We start from the raw sequence: 18005 nt of genomic DNA, 5'->3' as shown, positions 1-18005 counted from the left end.
AGGAGCCGGGGGTGCTGAAGGAAGCGAGGAGGAGCGAATCGGCTGAACAATGTCCGGTGCCTCTCTCCTGCCCCTTCCTGCCTGACTCCTGTAATTAACCTACTACTTTTTTGAAGCTGTCCATGAACATGGCCATTTCATCCATAGTACCCACACTGACCCGGCAGTAGGGCTGGCCACTGAAATCACGCGTCTGGATACCGATGCCATTGGCAAACATCTGGCCCTCGAACGTTTTGGGCTTCATCCGGATGGGGAACAGGATGAAGTTGGCCGCTGACGGAATCACCTCGTAGCCCAGGGCGGTGAGGGCTTTGGTGGTAAAATCGCGGGCTTTGGCGTTTTCGGCCCGGCAGTGATCCTGCCATGCCTTGTCCTGGTAGCTGGCGATACCGGCCATGAGGGTGGTGATGCTTACCGCAAACTCGCCGTTGGTGTACGGCTTCAGCAGCTTCAGCATCTCCGGCTGTGCGATGGCATAGCCCAGCCGCAGACCGGCAAACCCGTGGATTTTCGAGAACGTACGGGCCAGAATAAGGTTCTGCCCTTCGGCCACCAGCTTACCCAGTTTGGGGCGGGCCGCCGGCTCGTAAAAGTCGATATACGCTTCGTCGACGAAGACCGGCACTTTGGGGGATACCTCTTTACAAAAAGCTTCCAGATCGGCCGTTGGCACAACGGTGCCGGTGGGGTTATTGGGGTTGACCAGATAAACCATTTTCACCTCGGGCGTCAGCTTCGACTTGATGGCGTTGAGGTCATACTGGTATTCTTTGGTCATCGGGATCGACACAATCTTGGCGCCCATGCGCTGCGCCCGCTCCAGCAGGTCGTCGTAGGTCATGGCACTGGTCAGGATGGTACCGCCCCCTTTGGCAAAGTGCGAAGCGGCTGCCATCAGAATGTCTGACGAACCCGGCGACATCATGATATGCCTGGCCGTTACGCCCTCGTCGGCCGCAATCAGGTTCTTCAGCTGGGCGAACTCCATCCAGGCGTATCGATTACCAATCTCGCTGGCTTTGATGAGAGCCTCTTTAGCACTGGGTGCAATACCCAGCGGGTTTTCGTTGGCCAGCAGCCGGGCCCGCAGCTTGGGCATCGTATCGGGAGGAGACGTCAACGGAGCAAACTCATTGACGAAGACCGAATGGCCGGGCATACGCTGCACATCGGCTTTAGCAACGCGTAAACCAGCCGTAAGTCCGGCGGTTAGTAACCCACTGGCCCGCAGCCAGTCACGACGAGTTAGAGATGACGACATGATATCTGTTTTATTTTTTTCAGATAAAATTAGACAATCTCCCGAGGACTTCAAAGACCGGACAGGAGTACTGCCAAAGGCCACGATATTAGGCAATAAACTAAAATAAACTATCGACTATAGGTGATTATTATTCGGCCTATTTAACTTTTCACAAAATATTATATTATTTTCTTAAACAAAGTCCATACAACCTAGCAGTAACACAATTCACTATTTAGTCACTGTAAAAAGTATACACGATTTACTCAACGGCAAAACGAATCAGCCACTGGCCTATGGTCTGGCTGGTCAGGTCGAAGATCAAATTGGGAAACAGCCCCAGCGCCAGCGCCAACGCCCCCAGCGGCACCAGCAGCAGCTTTTCGCGCAGCGTCAGGTCGGTCAGGACCGATGCCATATCATGGCGGGACCAGGCCGTTCCGAAGAACATGCGCTGTAACGTCCAGAGAAAATAGGCCGCGGCCAGCAGAATACCCGACGTCCCCAATACGGTCAGCCAGCCCGGTATCCATTCGGACTGAAAACTGCCCATGAGCGTGAATAACTCGCCCACAAAGCCCGAAAAGCCGGGCAACCCCAGCGACCCGAAAAAGGCAACCGCCGTCAGGATCGCAAACTGAGGCATCGGCTGCATCAGCCCCCGATACGAGTCGATTCGCCGGTCGTGGGTCCGGTCGTACAGTACCCCCGTCAGCAGAAACAGCATGGCCGACAGCACCCCGTGGCTGACCATCTGATAAACCGCCCCGTTGACACCCTCGGCCGTGAGCGACGCCACCCCCAGTAGCACGAATCCCATGTGCGATACGGATGAGTAGGCAATCATTTTCTTCAGGTCGGTCTGCGCCAGCGCGTTAAGCCCGCCATACACGATCGACAGCACCCCCAGCCCCGCCAGGCCGGTGGCATATTCGGCAGCTCCGTCGGGAAAGAAATTCCAGGCGATTCGCAGGAAGCCGTAGCCACCGATCTTGAGCAATACCCCCGCCAGCACCACCGAAATAGGCGTGGGTGCTTCAACGTGGGCGTCGGGCAGCCAGGTATGCAGCGGTACGATCGGCAGCTTGACCGCAAACCCGAGAAATACGGCCCAGAACGCCAGCATACGGGCCGGCATACCCAGCACGATCGGCTCAGCCGCCGGGTTCAGGAACGCATCGGGCAGGTAGTTGCGGCCATCGGCCAGGTAGCGCATATCGAAGGTGTGTACAATCTGGGCCGGGTTGAGCTGCCCCGCCTGTATGTGCGCCTGCAGCAGTCGGATCACCTCATCGGTCAGGGCCGAGGGGTCGGTGACGAAGCCAGCTGCCAGCGCCGTACTGACCGGGTCCATGACCGACAGATACAGCCCGATCATGACAAGCAGAATCAGCAGCGAGCCGAGCAAGGTATAGAGAAAAAACTTGATCGACGCGTATTCGCGCCGGGGGCCGCCCCATAAGCCAATCAGGAAATACATCGGCAGGAGCATGAACTCGAAAAACAGGAAGAACAAAAAGAAGTCGAGCGCTACAAAGCAGCCCATCACCGTCCCCGTCAGCAGCAGATACAAGGCATAATAGGCTTTCTGCCGGTGCGTAATGGTCCAGGAAGAGACAACCCCCGCCAGCATCACCACCGCCGACAGCACCACCAGCGGCAGGCTGATGCCGTCTACCCCCACCAGGTAATCGATGGATGCGATACCGAGCCGCCCCAGTGGCAACGTAATCCAGTCGGCCTGTTCGAGCAACTGATAACCGCCTGCCGACCGGTCGAAGGCGGCATAGGCCAGCCCCGCCAGCCCTACTTCGAGGATCGTAACGCCCAGCGCAACCCATCGAAAGGCGGCCGTCTGGCGTTCGGGCAATAGGGCCACCACGAGCGAACCCAGCAGCGGCAGAAATATGAGTAACGAAAGCAGCATGTCTAGCGCGGTCCTGAACCGCCAGTAATCATCTAGTTGACCGAACGCTATGTCCGGTTATAGTATCCACCAAAGAACGATCAGCAGCCCTACAACGGCCGCTGTAATGTAAGACTGCACCCGGCCGTTCTGCACCGAGCGCGTCAACCGACCCAGCCGACCCGCCAGCCAGGCCGCCCCGTTGACCAGCCCATCGACCCCGAACCGGTCAAAGGCATGGACCAGATGCGCCAGCACAACGCCCCCTATCCCCGCGCCGTTTACGGCTCCGTCGACCAGACGCTGATCGGCCCGGTTGAGCAAGGTCGCGGCTTTGATGGCCGGTGTGATAATGTACCACTGGTATGCCCGGTCAAGAAAGCCGTACTGCACCGAGAGCTGCACATACAGCCGGGTTGGGTTAGGCTCCCGCATCCGAACGCCGAACCAGCCGCCCAGCAGCACCAGCAACACCGAAACGGGGGGTAACCAGGGCAGTTCAGCTTCGGCAGGCAGGGGTAGTACACCGAAAACCCAGCTCCCGTGCGCGGAAAAAGGATTGATCGAAAACCAGAAAGCTACGGACAGCACGGCCAGTATGGCCACCGGTACGCGCATTAGTCCGTCTGCTTCGTGTACGCCCGACAGCGGTGCGGCTTCGGGCTGGTACTGACCCAGGAAAATCAGTCGCCACTGCCGCGCCATATACAGCGCCGTCAGTCCGGACGAGAGCAGCAACAGTACCGGAATACCAGCAGCCAGGGAGATATCGGCGGTTTCGGCCCAGGCGAAGGCTCCGCCCAGGATTGCTTCTTTCGACAGGAAGCCCGAGAAAAGCGGTACGCCCGCCAGCGCTGCGGCACAGACCGTATAGGCCACAAACGTAACCGGCAACGCCCGGCTCAGCCCACCCATCTGCCGCATATCCTGCGTATGCACGGCGTGAATAACCGACCCGGCACTCAGAAACAGCCCCGCCTTAAAGAACGCATGGGTCAGCAAATGGAACAGCGCCCCGCCCACATTTCCCATGCCCATGGCGGCCACCATCAGCCCCAGTTGCGAAACGGTCGAGAAGGCCAGCACTTTCTTGATATCGGTCTGGAAGAGGGCCGAATAGCCACCCCAGAGGGTAGTGATCGTGCCGATCAGCACAATGACAGCCCGCGCATCGGGCGATAGCAGCGGCTGAATACGAGCCAGCAGAAATACACCAGCCGCCACCATCGTAGCCGCATGCAGCAGCGCCGACACCGGGGTTGGCCCTTCCATCGCATCGGGTAGCCACGTCAGCAGCGGAAACTGAGCCGACTTACCCACGCAGCCCATGAACAGACACAAACCTACCGCCGTGGGGGCTACAGCGTAGAGATCGGTATGGGTCAGCTGCGCCAGATCGAGCGTATCGTAGTAGTAATAGGTCAGAAAAATACCGATCAGCATGCCCATATCGCCAACCCGGTTCATCAGAAACGCTTTTTTAGCGGCCTGACTCGCAGCGGGCCGGTCAGCGTAGAAACCAATAAGCAGGTACGAAGCCAGCCCAACCAGCTCCCAGAAGGCGTACATCACCAGCAGGTTACCAGCCAGAACGATGCCCAGCATGGCGCCGATAAACAGTTGCAGATAGGCAAAATAGCGCGATAGCCGGGGCTCATCGTGCAGGTAAGACAGCGAATACATCTGTACAAGCAGGGCTACCCCGTGTACGATAACCAGCATAAGCCCCGCCAGCCCATCGACCCGGAAGCCAATATCGAATGAAATTCCCGACAGCGTTGCCCAGTCGGCCTGTAAGGTAAGCGGCTGCTCCGGGAGGTTCACCGCCAGCCCGATCGACCCGATCAGTCCCAGCGCCGTCAGCCCCACAGCCAATGGTCCCGCCAGGCGCCGGTTGGCCAGCGATACGGTCAGGAATCCGGCAAATGGCAGCAGTAACAGGCAAACAGCTAGTAACGATTGGAGCATTCCGAAGAAGGTTGGCGTCTCAGGCCGCAAATATCCCGATTCATCGATGGGAAACCAACTACCACCCAGCCGTTTTCAGCCATCCCGTCAGGCTCAGGCGGTCGCGGGTGGCCGGCAGCACCTCATGTTCCAGCCGGGCGCTCTCGAAACAAACCAGCCGCCCGCCGGTCGGGTTGACCCGGATCAGCTGTTCGCTCCCGTCGGTCTGGGGCAAATAAAATGCCAGCTGGCCCCCATCGGTCTCCTGCCAGTCGGCGTTGAGGTAACAGATGACCGACAGCTTCCGGCGCGAATCGCTCCGGAACTGATCGAGGTGGCGTTTGTAGAACGTACCCGGCGGATACAGGGCGTAGTGAAATTCGTAGTCGCGCAGGCCTAGAAAACAGGTCTGGTTAACGTAGTGCATAAAGGTATTGACCCGACCCAGAAAAGCCGCTTCGTCCGGCGTTGCGGTGGCCTCGTCGATCCACAGAATCTCGTCGCCCCGGATGGCCGTCTGTACGGTGACCTGTTCATTGCCGATACCCGCCACCCGAAACTGACCAGCCTGCCGCCGGTGATGCAGCTGCTGCGCCAGCGAGGCCACTTCGCCGGCTGAGAGAAACTCATCGACAATACCGTATCCTTCGTTCAGTATGCCATCGATGATGGATTCATATTGGTGAACAGGGAGTTCGTTATCAGGCTGGTTCATAGGTATATTCAGGTTGCGGCTCTTTATCACTACTGCCTCAGTTCGTTCAGCTCGTCGAGTTGAGCCGTTCGGAAATGACGATACACCTGCAGCACGATGGCCAGCGCTACCGCCGACTCCGCAGCCGCGACCACCATCACAAACAAAGCCAGCATCTGGCCCTGAATGCGGTCGGGATCGTACTGACTGAACGCAACCAGGTTGATATTGACGGCGTTGAGCATCAGCTCGATGCCCATCAGCACCACGATGGCGTGTCGTTTCAGCAACACTACGGCCAGGCCAATGCTGAATAGAGCGGCTCCAACGATCAGAAATAAATGGCTATCTACAGATTGCACGTTTGCCGGGGTTTAGCAGAAATTGTCAGAATGGATGAGGCTTATCGGGTCAGTCGGTTACTCGCCAGATAGGTAGCCCCGACCAGAGCCGCCAGCAGCAGAATACCAACGATTTCGAACGGAACAATGTACTCGGTCATGAGCTGACGGCCTACCGTTCTGATCGTACTTTCCCAGCCAACCGGCTGGTTCAGCAGGGCAAAGGAGGCCCGCGCCAGCAACGTGTACAAAGCCACAAACACGCCCCCCGACACCAGCAACGCCATACCCCACGAGTTGCCGATCCGGTTAGGCGACGGAATCTGGTTGGGCCGCTGGCTGTCGGTATTCGTTCCCGACCCGGCTTTGCTGGTCAGCATGACGCCAAAAATAACCAGCACCAGTACCCCACCTACGTAGATCATGATCTGGGCTACGGCCAGAAAGTCGGCACTGGCCAGTACGAACAGGCCTGCCACCCCCAGCAAGGTCAGGAGCAGAAAAAAAGCCGCGTACATCACATTCCGGGTCAGCAGCACCGCCAGCGCACTGACCAGCGTAAGGGCGGCAAAACCATAAAAAGCAAGTTGAATCACAGGTTGTAGGCGGTTTGGTCAGGTTATTCGGCTGCGTCTGGGTCCGACGCCGGTTTGTCGGCCGATGCATCCGGTGCAGGAGCCGCGGGTTTGGGCTTCATCGTCGGTCGGAAACCGGCCGGCTTCGGTGTAGGTGCTGCCGCCGATGGCGCTTCGGCCGGCTTCGGTTCGGGCTCGGCGGGTTTGGGCTTCATCGTTGGCCGGAAAGCAGGCCGGGGCCGGGCAGTATCCGTTGGCTCGGGTGCCTTTTCCAATTCAGATTCAGCGGGCATTGCTGGCTCCGGGAGAACGGCGGGCTTCGGTTTCATAGTTGGCCGAAAACCAGCCGGTTTCGGAGGTGCTTCGGGCGTATCGGGTGCTTTCTCACTGTCTGCGGGCGCAGCCGGTTTCATCGTTGGCCGGAAAGCCGGACGAGGCTTCGGTGTATCGGTCGACTCAGGAGCGGGCGGGGTCGCGGCCGGTGCGGGCTCGGTCGGAACCGGAGGGGTCGGCTTCATCGTTGGGCGGAAACCGGCTGGTTTCGGCTTCGGCAGGTCTTCCGGTGTCTTTTCCGCGCCGGGTTCGGCAGGTTTGGCCGCCGGTTTCATCGTTGGCCGGAAAGCCGGTTTAGCAGGCGGAACGGGCAGCTTCTCCGGCTCGGTGGCCGCTGGTTCGGCTTTTTCTTCGTCAGCTGGCGCGATTGGAGCGGGCGGCTCGGCGGGCTTCTGCGAAGGGCGGAATACGGGTCGTTTTTTGGCTTCTAACCCACCCTGCGCAATCTGCTGCATCTCGTCGGGAGTCGCATCGGTTGCTGGATGAGCAATAGCCCCGTCGGTCGAGTTGGCAGTTGGGTCGGGAGCCGCGGGTTTGGCCGTCGGCCGAAACACGGGACGTTTGGCAGCGGGTGCCATTGCTGGCTCACTGGCGGGAGTCGGTTGAGCGCGTTTGGCCGCAGCGGCCTGTTTGGCTTCTTCTTTCTCGCGGACAAACTGTTCGTAGAGGGCGCGCTTTTCGTCGGCCTCCTCGGGAGTTAGTTCAGCGAAACTATAGGTGAGTTTACCCAGCTCAAATTCGCTGTAATCGAAGGTCTTGTCCATCGTCAGGCACTCCGTTGGGCACACAACGGTACAGAGGCCGCAGTAGCAGCACTTGGCCATATCGATGTCGAACTTGGCGGCATACAGCCGGATCGGGGAGCCATCTGACGCCCGGCCTACTTCTTCCGTTGCTTTTATAGCATCGATGGTGATGCAGTCGACGGGGCATACCTTGGCGCATTTGTCGCAAACGATACAGTCGTCGATCTCGTTGCGAAGCCGGTAGCGTCCGTTGTCGGGAATCGGCAGCTGCTCGTGCGGATACTGCAGCGTTACAAGCCCATTCTGCTGATCGAAATAGTTGTCACTGGCAATGCCTTCCGGGGTTCGGCGGTGGGTAGCCTGGCGCAAATGCCGCCAGGTTAAGCTCAGTCCTTTCAGCGTTGTCCGAATCCCGGATCGTATATCCCTGATGTATGACATTGATGATTGAGCAATTGAGTGATTGAATGATTGAGCGCATCAGGTTGGTAACTCACACAATCACTCAATCACCCATTCACAACTTATAAGGGTGGAAACCGGGCGGGGTCGGCTTCGCTCATGAGCGAATAAACGACCTCGATCACGTCGTCAACGCTGGGTTTCGAAAAATAATCCCCATCGGAGCCGTAGGGTGGCCGGTGTGCTTTTGCCGATAATGTACGCGGAGCCGAATCCAGGTACCGATAGGCGCCCTGCTCGTCGACCACCTGCTGCATCATGAATGCCGACGCGCCACCCGGCACATCTTCATCGGCAAATACGACCCGGTTGGTTTTTGAAATCGACGCTACGATCGAATGATGAACATCGAACGGCAGCAGCGTCTGCGCATCGATCACCTCCAGACTAATGCCCATAGCGGCCAGCTGAGCAGCAGCCTCCATCGCAATCCGGCACATGGAACCGTACGTAACCAGCGTTACGTCAGTACCGGATCGTAATATGTCGGGTACGCCCAGCGGCAGCGAGAACTCGGTAAGGTTATCGGGCACCCGCTCCTTGAGCCGGTATCCGTTCAACGATTCGATCAGCAGCGCCGGATCGTCACCTTTGATTAGGGTATTGTAGAAACCAACGGCCTGGGTCATGTTACGGGGCACCAGCACGTGCATGCCGCGCAGGCTGCCGAGCATGGCACCCATGGGCGAACCCGAATGCCAGATGCCTTCGAGCCGATGGCCGCGCGTCCGCACAATGACCGGCGCTTTCTGACCACCCCGCGTACGGTACTGCAAGGTTGCCAGATCGTCGGTCAGGGTTGGCAGGGCGTAGTAGATGTAATCGAAATACTGAATCTCGACAATAGGCCGCAGGCCACGCATGGCCAGACCAACGCCCTGTCCAATGATGGTTGTTTCGCGGATGCCGGTGTCGGTAATCCGAATCTCGCCATATTTCTCCTGCAAGCCGGCAAATCCCTGGTTTACGTCGCCGATCTGCCCTACGTCTTCGCCCAGGGCTACTACGCGCGCATCGCGGCTGAAGAGGTTATCGAAATACCGCTGCATCAGCAGGTAGCCGTCCACCACGGGGCTCTCGTCCGAATACCGGGCGGGCTCTCCCGTAATCCGCATCGGCGACTCGGGCGACTGGCTGTAGAGATGGGAGCTGAACCGTTCGGCGTTTTCGGCATTGGTACGGTCGAGCCAGGTCCGCAAGCCCTGCCGGGCCGTGCCGGTATCGGTGCGCAGCAGCCGGAGCGCCTTACGAACAGCCGCTACCGAATCGCGCCGGAGCAGGGTGTTGGTCTTGCGCAGCTCCTCGCGGATGGCCATCAGCTCGGCCGCTTTCGGATGATTACGGGCCGATCGCTGCAGCAGATCGAGGGCTTCGTCGTGGTCGGCCTTCATCGACTGCTGGTAGGCGTTCCAGGCGTCGATCCGGGCTTTTTTGGCCACGTCTTTGGCCTGGGCCTCGATGGCATCGAGTTCGTCGTGGGTAGCGTAGCCGTTTTCCAGAATCCACTGGCGGAACGTCAGATTACAATCGTGCTCAGCTTCCCAGTTCAGCCGCTCTTTCGACTTGTACCGCTCGTGCGAACCTGAGGTCGAGTGGCCCTGCGGCTGGGTCAGCTCCTGCACGTGGACCAGAACCGGTACATGCTGCTCCCGGCAGATGCGGGCGGCCTGCTGGTAGGTTTCCAGCAGCGCCACATAATCCCAGCCTTTAACGGTAAAGATCTCAAAGCCTTTCTCGTCGGCATGATCCCGCTGAAAACCGGCCATCGCCTTCGAAATACTTCCTTTAGTGGTCTGATATTCGACGGGCACCGAAATGCCATATCCATCGTCCCAGACCGATATGAGCAGCGGTACCTGCAGCACCCCGGCGGCATTCATCGTCTCCCAGAACATACCCTGCGAGGTGGATGCATCGCCGATATTGGCATATACGATTTCGTTGCCATGGTGCGAGAAGGCCGGCATGTCGTGCAGCGCCGGATTTTGCCGGAACAGCCGCGATGCGTACGCCAGCCCCAGCGAACGGGGAATCTGCCCGGCTGTCGGTGCAATATCGCATACGGAATTATACTGATCTGTCTGACTGCGCCAGAGGCCCTGCTCATCGAGCCAGCGCGTGGCATAGTGGCCATTCATGGAACGCCCGGCCGTGTTCGGATCGTGGGCAACGTCGGTATGGGCATAAAGCTGGGCAAAAAACTCCGTCCAGCGAAGCTCGCCCAACGCGGCTACAAAGGTCTGATCGCGGTAGTACCCCGACCGGAAATCACCCCGGCTAAACGAGCGGGCCGCTGCCAGCTGGGCCAGTTCTTTCCCGTCACCGAAGATACCGAATTTGGCCCGCCCGCCCATAACATCGCGCCGACCTAACAGGCTAACCTGTCGGCTTTCGCAGGCCAGTCGATAGTCAGATAGGATTTTTTCACGACTTAGAATATCAGCCGAGCGGAGTTGTTCGTTTGCTATCACAGCAGAGCTACGGGTTGAAAAAGTCCGGAAATTAATTTCTTGATGAAGTGCTACAGGGTGGTAACGTTCTACAACCATGTAAAAGTAAAAGTAAGATAAAAGTTAGCAGCTTTCAAAAAAACGATTTTCTCTGTTTCTTTGTTGACCCGACAGCGACCAACAAGAATTTGGCAAACTGTTTGCTCTGACAACATTTAATCGGCAAAGTATCTTAACAACCAAACCATAATTCCGTTTAGTCCAATGAAAAAGATTTTTTCACTTTTCGTAGCTTTATTTGTGCTGGTCGCAGTTAGTTACGCCCAAAAAGGAGTCATGAAGTTTGCGAAAGAAACGCATGACTTCGGCAAGATCGAGCAGGGCAAACCCGCTACGCATGTGTTTGAGTTCAAAAATACAGGCACCGATCCAATCATCATCAACGACGCGCAGGCTTCCTGCGGTTGCACCAAGCCCAGCTTCTCGCGCGAGCCGGTGATGCCCGGCAAAACCGGCACGATTTCGGCTACGTACAATGCCGCTGCCGCTGGTCAGTTCACCAAAACGGTAACGGTAACGAGCAATGCAGAGTCAGGACAAACGGTTCTGTATCTGAAAGGCGAGGTTGTTTCGCAGAAAGAAGCGGCTACCGCAGCCGCTCCGGCAGCAGCCCCAGCTCAGAAAAGCGCTAAAAAAAGCACCAAGACTTCACGCTAACACGCTGAAGGGTTAATAGTGTGGTCAAGAAAGGCATCTGGTCGTTTACCGGATGCCTTTTTTCGTACCTTAGGGATAACTTGTACCAAGAGACCGGCCTGAAACGGGGCTCTTTTTTTACGCATACCCACATACCCCACTGTTAACTGATATGCCCCATGTTTCTCCCTATCCTTGGCCTCGTGATCCTGATTGCCGGCTTTGCCGTTAATACACCGGCTCTTACTTTTTCGCGGTATGCGCGCCCCCTCAAACTGATCGGCGGCATCCTGATCGTACTGGGCTTCCTTACATCCAGCATCCGGCAGATCAACGCGGGTCAGGTAGGCGTTATCACCCTGTTCGGCAATGTCGACGACCGCGCTCTTCAGTCTGGCCTCAATTTTGTTAACCCCCTGGCCCGGGTCACCGAATACGACATCAAGACGCAGAATTACACCATGTCGGCCACCCACGACGAAGGGGAGCGCCAGGGCGATGATGCCATTCGGGTACTGACGGCCGACGGGCTGGAAGTCGTCATCGACCTGACGGTGCTGTACCGGGTTGTTGCTAACGAAGCTCCGAAAATTCATGCGCTGATTGGTACGGATTATACCGACAAGGTGGTTCGCCCCATTACCCGGACCCGCATCCGCGACAACGCCGTATACTACGACGCTGTGGCCCTCTACTCTACCCGGCGCGATGAGTTTCAGAACCGCATCTACAAAACCATAGAGGCCGATTTCCGGAAGCGAGGCCTGTTGCTCGAGCAACTGCTGATCCGCAACATCGATCTGCCCGCATCGGTAAAGAAAACCATCGAATCAAAAATCAACGCCGAACAGGACTCCCAGAAGATGCAGTTCGTGCTGGCTAAGGAGCGGCAGGAAGCTGAACGGAAACGGGTCGAAGCACAGGGCATTGCCGACTATCAACGCATCCTCTCAACGGGGCTCAGCGACCGGCAACTCCAGTACGAGCAAATCAAAGCCCAACGTGAACTGGCGGCTTCGCCTAACGCCAAAATCATCATCATGGGCGGGCGGGGTACTACGCCATTACTTCTAACCGATAAATAAGCAGCCGTTCTGCCGTTACGCTCCTCCCTATGCAAACTGCTCCTTCTTCGGCCCAGGAGCCAGCCCTGGCTCAACCCGCCCCGATCCGGCGGCTGCTCTCCCTCGACGCCCTGCGTGGCTTCGACATGTTCTGGATTATGGGTGGTGAAGAAATTTTTCACGTCCTGGCCCGAACAACGGGCTGGGCCTGGGCCGTACTAATGGCCGACCAGTTCACCCACGTTGCCTGGAACGGATACCGCCCCTACGACAATATTTTTCCGCTCTTTCTGTTTCTGGCAGGTGTATCAACGCCCTACTCGCTCGGGAGCCGGCTGGCGCGTGGTCATAACCGGGCTGCGCTGGCGCGCAAAGTAATTCAGCGGGGGCTTATTCTGGTCCTGCTGGGGGTTATCTACAACAATGGTCTGTTCGTGAAGCCGTTTGCCGAACTCCGTTTTCCGAGCGTGCTGGGCCGCATCGGGCTGGCGGGCATGTTTGCCCAGCTGATCTACCTCTACGTTCGTAATGAGCGTAGCCGATACGCGCTGTTTGCCGGTATCCTGCTCGGTTACTGGGCGTGGCTGGTGCTGATCCCCGTACCGGGAGCCGGAGCAGCGGGTAGTCTGACGATGGAAGGCAGCTGGGTCGGCTACGTGGATCGGCTGCTGGTGCCCGGCCGGCTTCATAAAGGTATTCACGATCCTGAAGGGCTCCTGTCTACCCTTCCCGCCATCGGAACCGCTATGCTGGGCATATTTGCCGGTACTCTCCTCCACCGACGCGATGTGAGCGACCGTTTCAAGCTTCAGTGGCTCGTGCTGGCCGGGGTGGTTTGTCTGGCGCTGGGCTGGCTCTGGAATCTCGTATTTCCGGTCAATAAAAACCTGTGGACCAGCTCATTTGTGCTGGTGGCGGGCGGCTGGAGTTTTCTGATGCTGGCCCTTTTTTACTGGATCATCGACATACAGGACAGCCGTCGGTGGGCCTTTTTCTTCGTTGTCATCGGCACCAACTCGATCCTGATTTACCTGGCTGGCGAAGTGATTGATTTCGAGCACGCGGCTCATTACCTGTTTGGCGGGCTGCTGGCCTTCTTCAGCGAGCCGGTTCGGGCGTTGGGTGGGGTACTGGCGTTTCTGGCCGTGAAATGGGGCTTTTTGTACGTGCTGTACCGCCAAAAATTGTTCTTACGGGTCTGACCGTATCGATCAGCTTGTCTGGATGGTCATCGATCCCGAAGATACCGCCCCGCTGGGGCTGGGTACAGGGAAACAGGTAGCGGCATCTATGAACATATTGCCCCTCCGGGGCTTGGTGGCGGATGACATCAGGAGAAGTACCACCCGTTGACAGGACTCACGCTGGTGGCTGCCTGCTTTAGGTACAAAAGATATTAGTTGGCCAGGCCCATGGCGGTGAGCCAGGCCTGACAGGCGCTGGGCCAGCTGTTGAGCGACCCAAACTTTTGCGTACGCAAACCGTATCCATGCCCCCCTTTCGGATACAGGTGCATTTCGGCCGGTACGTTGTGTTTCAGGCAGGCCAGATAATACAGGATGCTATTCTCCACAGGCACACCCTTGTCGTCTTCGGAGTGTACCAGAAAGGTGGGGGGCGTCTGCGCCGATACCTGTAGCTCATTCGAGAAATCAGCAATCAGTTCGGGCGACTTATTGAGAGTACCCAGCAGCTTATCGCGCGACCCTGTGTGGGCTTTCTCACCGAACGTAATGACGGGATATAACAAAATCGCAAAATTGGGTCGGGCCGCGTCCGGTCGGGCCACGTCTGGTCGGGCCGCGTCCGGTCGGGCTGACGCGGGCGGGCGCTGATAGTGGGTCGATACGGTAGAGGCCAGATGACCGCCGGCCGAGAAACCCATAATCCCTATTTTGGCCGGATCGATCCCGTACCGGCTTGCCTGTTGCCGAATCAGCGTCAACCCCTGCAACGCATCCATCAGCGGTACCTCGTGCTGGTTGGTCATGATTTTCGGGTCGGGCAGCCGGTATTTTAACACGAACGCCGTGATTCCCATCTGGTTGAACCAGCGAGCTATATCTTCGCCTTCATGACCAGCAGCCAGAATGCTGTAACCGCCACCGGGACAAACCATGACGGCCGCTCCCGTTGCTTTTCCTTTCGGCGGCAGGTAGGCCGTTAGCGTCGGAACCGACACGTTGCTGATCCGTAGAATGCCGTCCGTGGTTTCGGCTTTTTCGGTAATCGATACGTTGGGGAGTGCATTCGGAATAGCCCCGTCAGGCCATAGTTTCAGTACTTCCTGTGATTGAGCTACGGAGCCCAGTACGGTGGTCATGACTACAGTAAGAAGAAAAGCGCGCATGTAAACAGAGGTAGGCCGATAAACCAACAGGCACCTACACAGTTCCAAAGCGAACAGCTCGGGCCGCTCTACTCATATTTCTACCTCACTGTCAGTGGTTGGGGTCGCTTCTTTCGAGCCGCTGTTCAGCACCTCGATCAGCTCCTTTACGCGGTAAACCGTCTTGTTATAGCGATTACCCAGAATAATGATGACGTACTCATCTTTGGGACTGAACCAGAACATGGTGTTATAGCCCTTCCACCAGCCGGAATGGTAGATGTATTCAGGTTTGTTCAGACCGTCGAGCATCATCCGGAAACCGTACCCGTAATTTTTGGCCCCTTTCCGTTCAAAACTCCGCGGAATGAAGGCTTCGGCCAGGGTCTTTTTCTGGAGCAGACAATCGCCGTTCAGCGCCCGGTACCATCGGAAGAGATCGCCCGTGGTCGAGTAGATGCCCTTGTCCCCTACCACATCGTCGTAATAATCTTTGGGAATCCGGCGATTCCACTGGTAGCCTGCCGTTCGATGGTGATTGATAGAGTCGTTCCTGGTGGTAGCCACGAAGGTCTGGTGCATGCCCAGCGGATCGAAAATGTTTTTCTTGATAAACGCTTCGTAACTCTGCCCGGTCGCTTTCTCAATGATTGACGCCAATACCATGTAATTCGTATTGCTGTAGCTGAAGCCGCGGCCCGGAATATTGTAGGCTTTAGGGGTTGGCTTCACCGTAGCAAACCAATGCATAATGGTCGCGTTGGTCGGATATGGCTTTTCTCTCTTGTAGAAGTTCACCTTCATACTGTCGTCGAAAGCGTAGGCGTAGTTGGGCAGTCCGCTCCGGTGGCTCAGCAACTCCCGTATCGTAATCCCGTGGTACGGAAAGTCGGGATAGAACTTCTGAATGGTGTCTTCGAGCGAGAGCTTACCGGCTTCGATGAGCTTCAGGGTACCGACCGCCGTAAAAGTTTTCGACAGCGAAGCCAGCTGGAATTTAGAGTCATCGACCAGCGTATCCCGCTGATTTCGCTCAAAATGGCCCAGACCGAAACAGTTCCGGTACAGAACGATGCCTTTCTGCGCCACCAGCACATTGCCGTTAAGACCCTCCCGAACCTTCTGCCGGAAAATGGCTTCGATCTGCTGCGACTTCTGCTCAGCATTGATTTGCCGTCGAATAGCCTGTTGTTCGTCGGCTGAAACAACCTGTTCATCAGCACAGGAGCGCAGCGCGCGCGCCGACTTATTCAATTCCTTCTGAGAATTCTGACCGCAGGAGAACCCGACAGTGACAAGAAACAAGATACTATACCCGATACGACTCATCCGCACCATCCTCACGCACTATTATAGGCTAATTACACAGACTAACTTGAGCAAAAATAGGGATTCTTACCAAAGCGAATTACTACACTTTGCCGGTCTGCCACAAATAATAGGCAAAAACTTACTTACAGCTCCATAGGTTACTGGCTTCATCGGCCTAGGATGGCCCTCTGCACTTAGGTGAAGCTTATTGTACTACTCAACCATTCATGACCTACGATGACTCGCGCAGCAGGCATGACCCCGGATAGCCAGCAAACCCATCTTCTACCAAGATCCCCGTTCCGGCGGCCCAGCCCTTTGTCAGGTAGACAAAAAATGATATTTGCCAGTCAGGTTTCGCTAGTAAGAACTTCTAGCAGCCTGAGAATTGGCCGGCCGGCTGAACAGGCCCGACTTCCGCAATCCAAGGTAGGCTCCTACGCTGTTGGGCAGCAAGCCACCCGAGTCGAGCGCCAACGAGCCGTTCAGGGTCGTTCCGCCCAGTATATTTAGGGGCACAGATGCCGTCAGCAATCCCGAAAACTGCGTAGGAAGAGTCAGGTAAGGCGATGGGTAGGTACCGGCATTGATGCTGTACGAAAGCCGGGTCGTTACATCGACCGTACCGAACAGCAGGGCGCTAACCCCGAGGTGGTACGCACTAACCCGGTTATTCCCGATTGGCCCACCCGAATTCAGCGAAGGCCGAACTTCATTGGATGGGGTTAAAAACGGGGTTCCGATGGCCCGGCTGAAGTAGACCCATCCATCGACAAACTGACTGTGATTGAAGTAATTGTCCCGCCCCCGCCGACGGTCATCATCGATCACGAATTCATCTCCGCCCTGACTACCCGTAAACAGGTACTCGAACGTAATCTGACGGAGAGAGAAAGCCCCTTCAGCCGGGGTATTCCTGTTTTTCAGCCTCAATCCGTTCAGGCCATCGGCGATGTTTGTACCGTAGAACAGTGATCCATCATCGTACAGAAACTGGCGATACACGTACACATTCCAGCTACCAATGTCAGCATCAGCCGCCAGATCGACAGACCCCAGGTGGTTGCCGATCCGATTTTCTTCAAACGAAGTAACTACGTTATCATTCTGGAAGTTACCCCGCGAACCAAGAACTACCGCCGGATAATAGCGAAGCGTAGAAGGCAGCTGACCATTAACGGCCACGTTGGGACTAAGTACACCCGGAGCAGCCTGACCTGCCCAGATTACCTGGTGGTTGAAGCCCGCATAGAGTCGAAACGGCCAGGTGGTTTTTCCTAACCGGCCGTACAGATACTTTTGATGCAGAAAAGAGCCTGTGATCTGACGCCCCGTGTTCTCGAACCATCCGTGCGAGTAGGCGCCCAGAAAGGAGATAATTCCCCTGGTAAATGGAATACTGGTGAAGGTAGGAACGCCGATCTGAATTTTCGGAATGGGCAGGGCGTTACCCGACCAGGCATAGGCACCGGTTGTCAGCAGGGTATCGACCAGACCAACCAGTTCGCGCCGACGACCCGCATAGAGTTCAAAAGCCCCCAGTCTGCCTTTTATATAAGCCTCCGGTACTAAAACCTGATTGGTTGCTCCGGCATTGGCAACGACATCAAGGCCATAACCCCAGTCGATTTTAGGCCGGTAGCCAGTGCTGTCGGCAGCTCTGTAGTCTGATTTCAGGCCGGCACTAAAGCGGGCGATCGAGCCATTCAGAGGTACTGTACCGTACTGATTAGCCCGGAGCCAGAAGGGCGTCTGATCAGAAGCTACCAGTCCGCCCGCTTCCAGATGATAGGCATTCGTTCGTTGACGTTGAGCCTGCAGGCCATGACTCGTAACGAGCCAAAGCCCCAGCAATAAAATACGGGTTATCCTCATAGATAAAAAACGGCTCTGCGTTGGTCAAAA

At 56.8% G+C, this 18005-nt stretch carries 14 protein-coding genes; 3 read left to right on the top strand and 11 right to left on the bottom strand.

Going from position 1 to position 18005, the window contains the following annotated elements; translation table 11 throughout:
- Positions 1 to 94: 94 nt before the first annotated feature.
- From EQG79_RS19655 to EQG79_RS19620, 8 genes are all read right to left on the bottom strand, one after another.
- Positions 95 to 1264, bottom strand: a complete 1170-nt coding sequence (locus tag EQG79_RS19655; RefSeq protein WP_129603365.1) for a pyridoxal phosphate-dependent aminotransferase — start codon at positions 1262 to 1264, stop codon at positions 95 to 97.
- A gap of 244 nt (positions 1265 to 1508) precedes the next feature.
- Positions 1509 to 3173: a complex I subunit 4 family protein gene (locus tag EQG79_RS19650; protein WP_129603363.1), complete on the bottom strand. Its 1665-nt coding sequence runs from the start codon at positions 3171 to 3173 to the stop codon at positions 1509 to 1511.
- Positions 3174 to 3230: 57 nt separating this feature from the next.
- Complete coding sequence (locus EQG79_RS19645) at positions 3231 to 5120, bottom strand: NADH-quinone oxidoreductase subunit 5 family protein (protein WP_129603361.1); 1890 nt, start codon at positions 5118 to 5120, stop codon at positions 3231 to 3233.
- A gap of 58 nt (positions 5121 to 5178) precedes the next feature.
- The gene (locus EQG79_RS19640) at positions 5179 to 5814 is read right to left on the bottom strand and encodes a 2OG-Fe(II) oxygenase (protein ID WP_077919449.1); all 636 of its coding nucleotides are present in this window, start codon (positions 5812 to 5814) and stop codon (positions 5179 to 5181) included.
- Between the two features lie 29 nt (positions 5815 to 5843).
- Entirely contained in the window at positions 5844 to 6155 is a 312-nt protein-coding gene (gene nuoK / locus EQG79_RS19635; RefSeq protein WP_077919450.1) for an NADH-quinone oxidoreductase subunit NuoK, read from the bottom strand.
- 41 nt (positions 6156 to 6196) lie between these two features.
- Positions 6197 to 6730 carry an NADH-quinone oxidoreductase subunit J family protein gene (locus EQG79_RS19630; protein WP_077919451.1) on the bottom strand — a complete coding sequence of 178 codons (534 nt, stop codon included), beginning with the start codon at positions 6728 to 6730 and terminating at the stop codon, positions 6197 to 6199.
- 23 nt (positions 6731 to 6753) lie between these two features.
- Positions 6754 to 8229: a 4Fe-4S dicluster domain-containing protein gene (locus EQG79_RS19625; protein ID WP_129603359.1), complete on the bottom strand. Its 1476-nt coding sequence runs from the start codon at positions 8227 to 8229 to the stop codon at positions 6754 to 6756.
- An 83-nt stretch (positions 8230 to 8312) separates the two neighbouring features.
- Complete coding sequence (locus tag EQG79_RS19620) at positions 8313 to 10721, bottom strand: alpha-ketoacid dehydrogenase subunit alpha/beta (protein ID WP_129603356.1); 2409 nt, start codon at positions 10719 to 10721, stop codon at positions 8313 to 8315.
- Between the two features lie 243 nt (positions 10722 to 10964).
- Here EQG79_RS19620 and EQG79_RS19615 point away from each other — a divergent pair, with 243 nt between their 5' ends.
- From EQG79_RS19615 to EQG79_RS19605, 3 genes are all read left to right on the top strand, one after another.
- Positions 10965 to 11417, top strand: coding sequence for a DUF1573 domain-containing protein (locus EQG79_RS19615; protein WP_077919454.1), 453 nt, complete (start codon positions 10965 to 10967; stop codon positions 11415 to 11417).
- A gap of 158 nt (positions 11418 to 11575) precedes the next feature.
- Positions 11576 to 12481 carry a prohibitin family protein gene (locus EQG79_RS19610; RefSeq protein ID WP_129603354.1) on the top strand — a complete coding sequence of 302 codons (906 nt, stop codon included), beginning with the start codon at positions 11576 to 11578 and terminating at the stop codon, positions 12479 to 12481.
- 29 nt (positions 12482 to 12510) lie between these two features.
- Entirely contained in the window at positions 12511 to 13662 is a 1152-nt protein-coding gene (locus EQG79_RS19605; protein WP_077919456.1) for an acyltransferase family protein, read from the top strand.
- Between the two features lie 194 nt (positions 13663 to 13856).
- Here the strand turns inward: EQG79_RS19605 and EQG79_RS19600 are convergent, their stop codons facing one another.
- The 3 genes from EQG79_RS19600 to EQG79_RS19590 all read right to left on the bottom strand — a co-directional run bounded on the left by EQG79_RS19600 (position 13857) and on the right by EQG79_RS19590 (position 17975).
- Positions 13857 to 14810 carry an alpha/beta hydrolase gene (locus EQG79_RS19600; RefSeq protein ID WP_129603351.1) on the bottom strand — a complete coding sequence of 318 codons (954 nt, stop codon included), beginning with the start codon at positions 14808 to 14810 and terminating at the stop codon, positions 13857 to 13859.
- Positions 14811 to 14882: 72 nt separating this feature from the next.
- On the bottom strand, positions 14883 to 16127 hold the full coding sequence (locus EQG79_RS19595) for a serine hydrolase domain-containing protein (protein ID WP_077919458.1): 1245 nt from the start codon (positions 16125 to 16127) through the stop codon (positions 14883 to 14885).
- 333 nt (positions 16128 to 16460) lie between these two features.
- Complete coding sequence (locus EQG79_RS19590; protein WP_129603349.1) at positions 16461 to 17975, bottom strand: capsule assembly Wzi family protein; 1515 nt, start codon at positions 17973 to 17975, stop codon at positions 16461 to 16463.
- Positions 17976 to 18005: the final 30 nt, after the last annotated feature.

Source organism: Spirosoma sordidisoli (genome assembly GCF_004138325.1).
Classification (GTDB): Bacteria; Bacteroidota; Bacteroidia; order Cytophagales; family Spirosomataceae; genus Spirosoma; species Spirosoma sordidisoli.
This window is presented reverse-complemented; position numbering and strand designations above follow the sequence as displayed.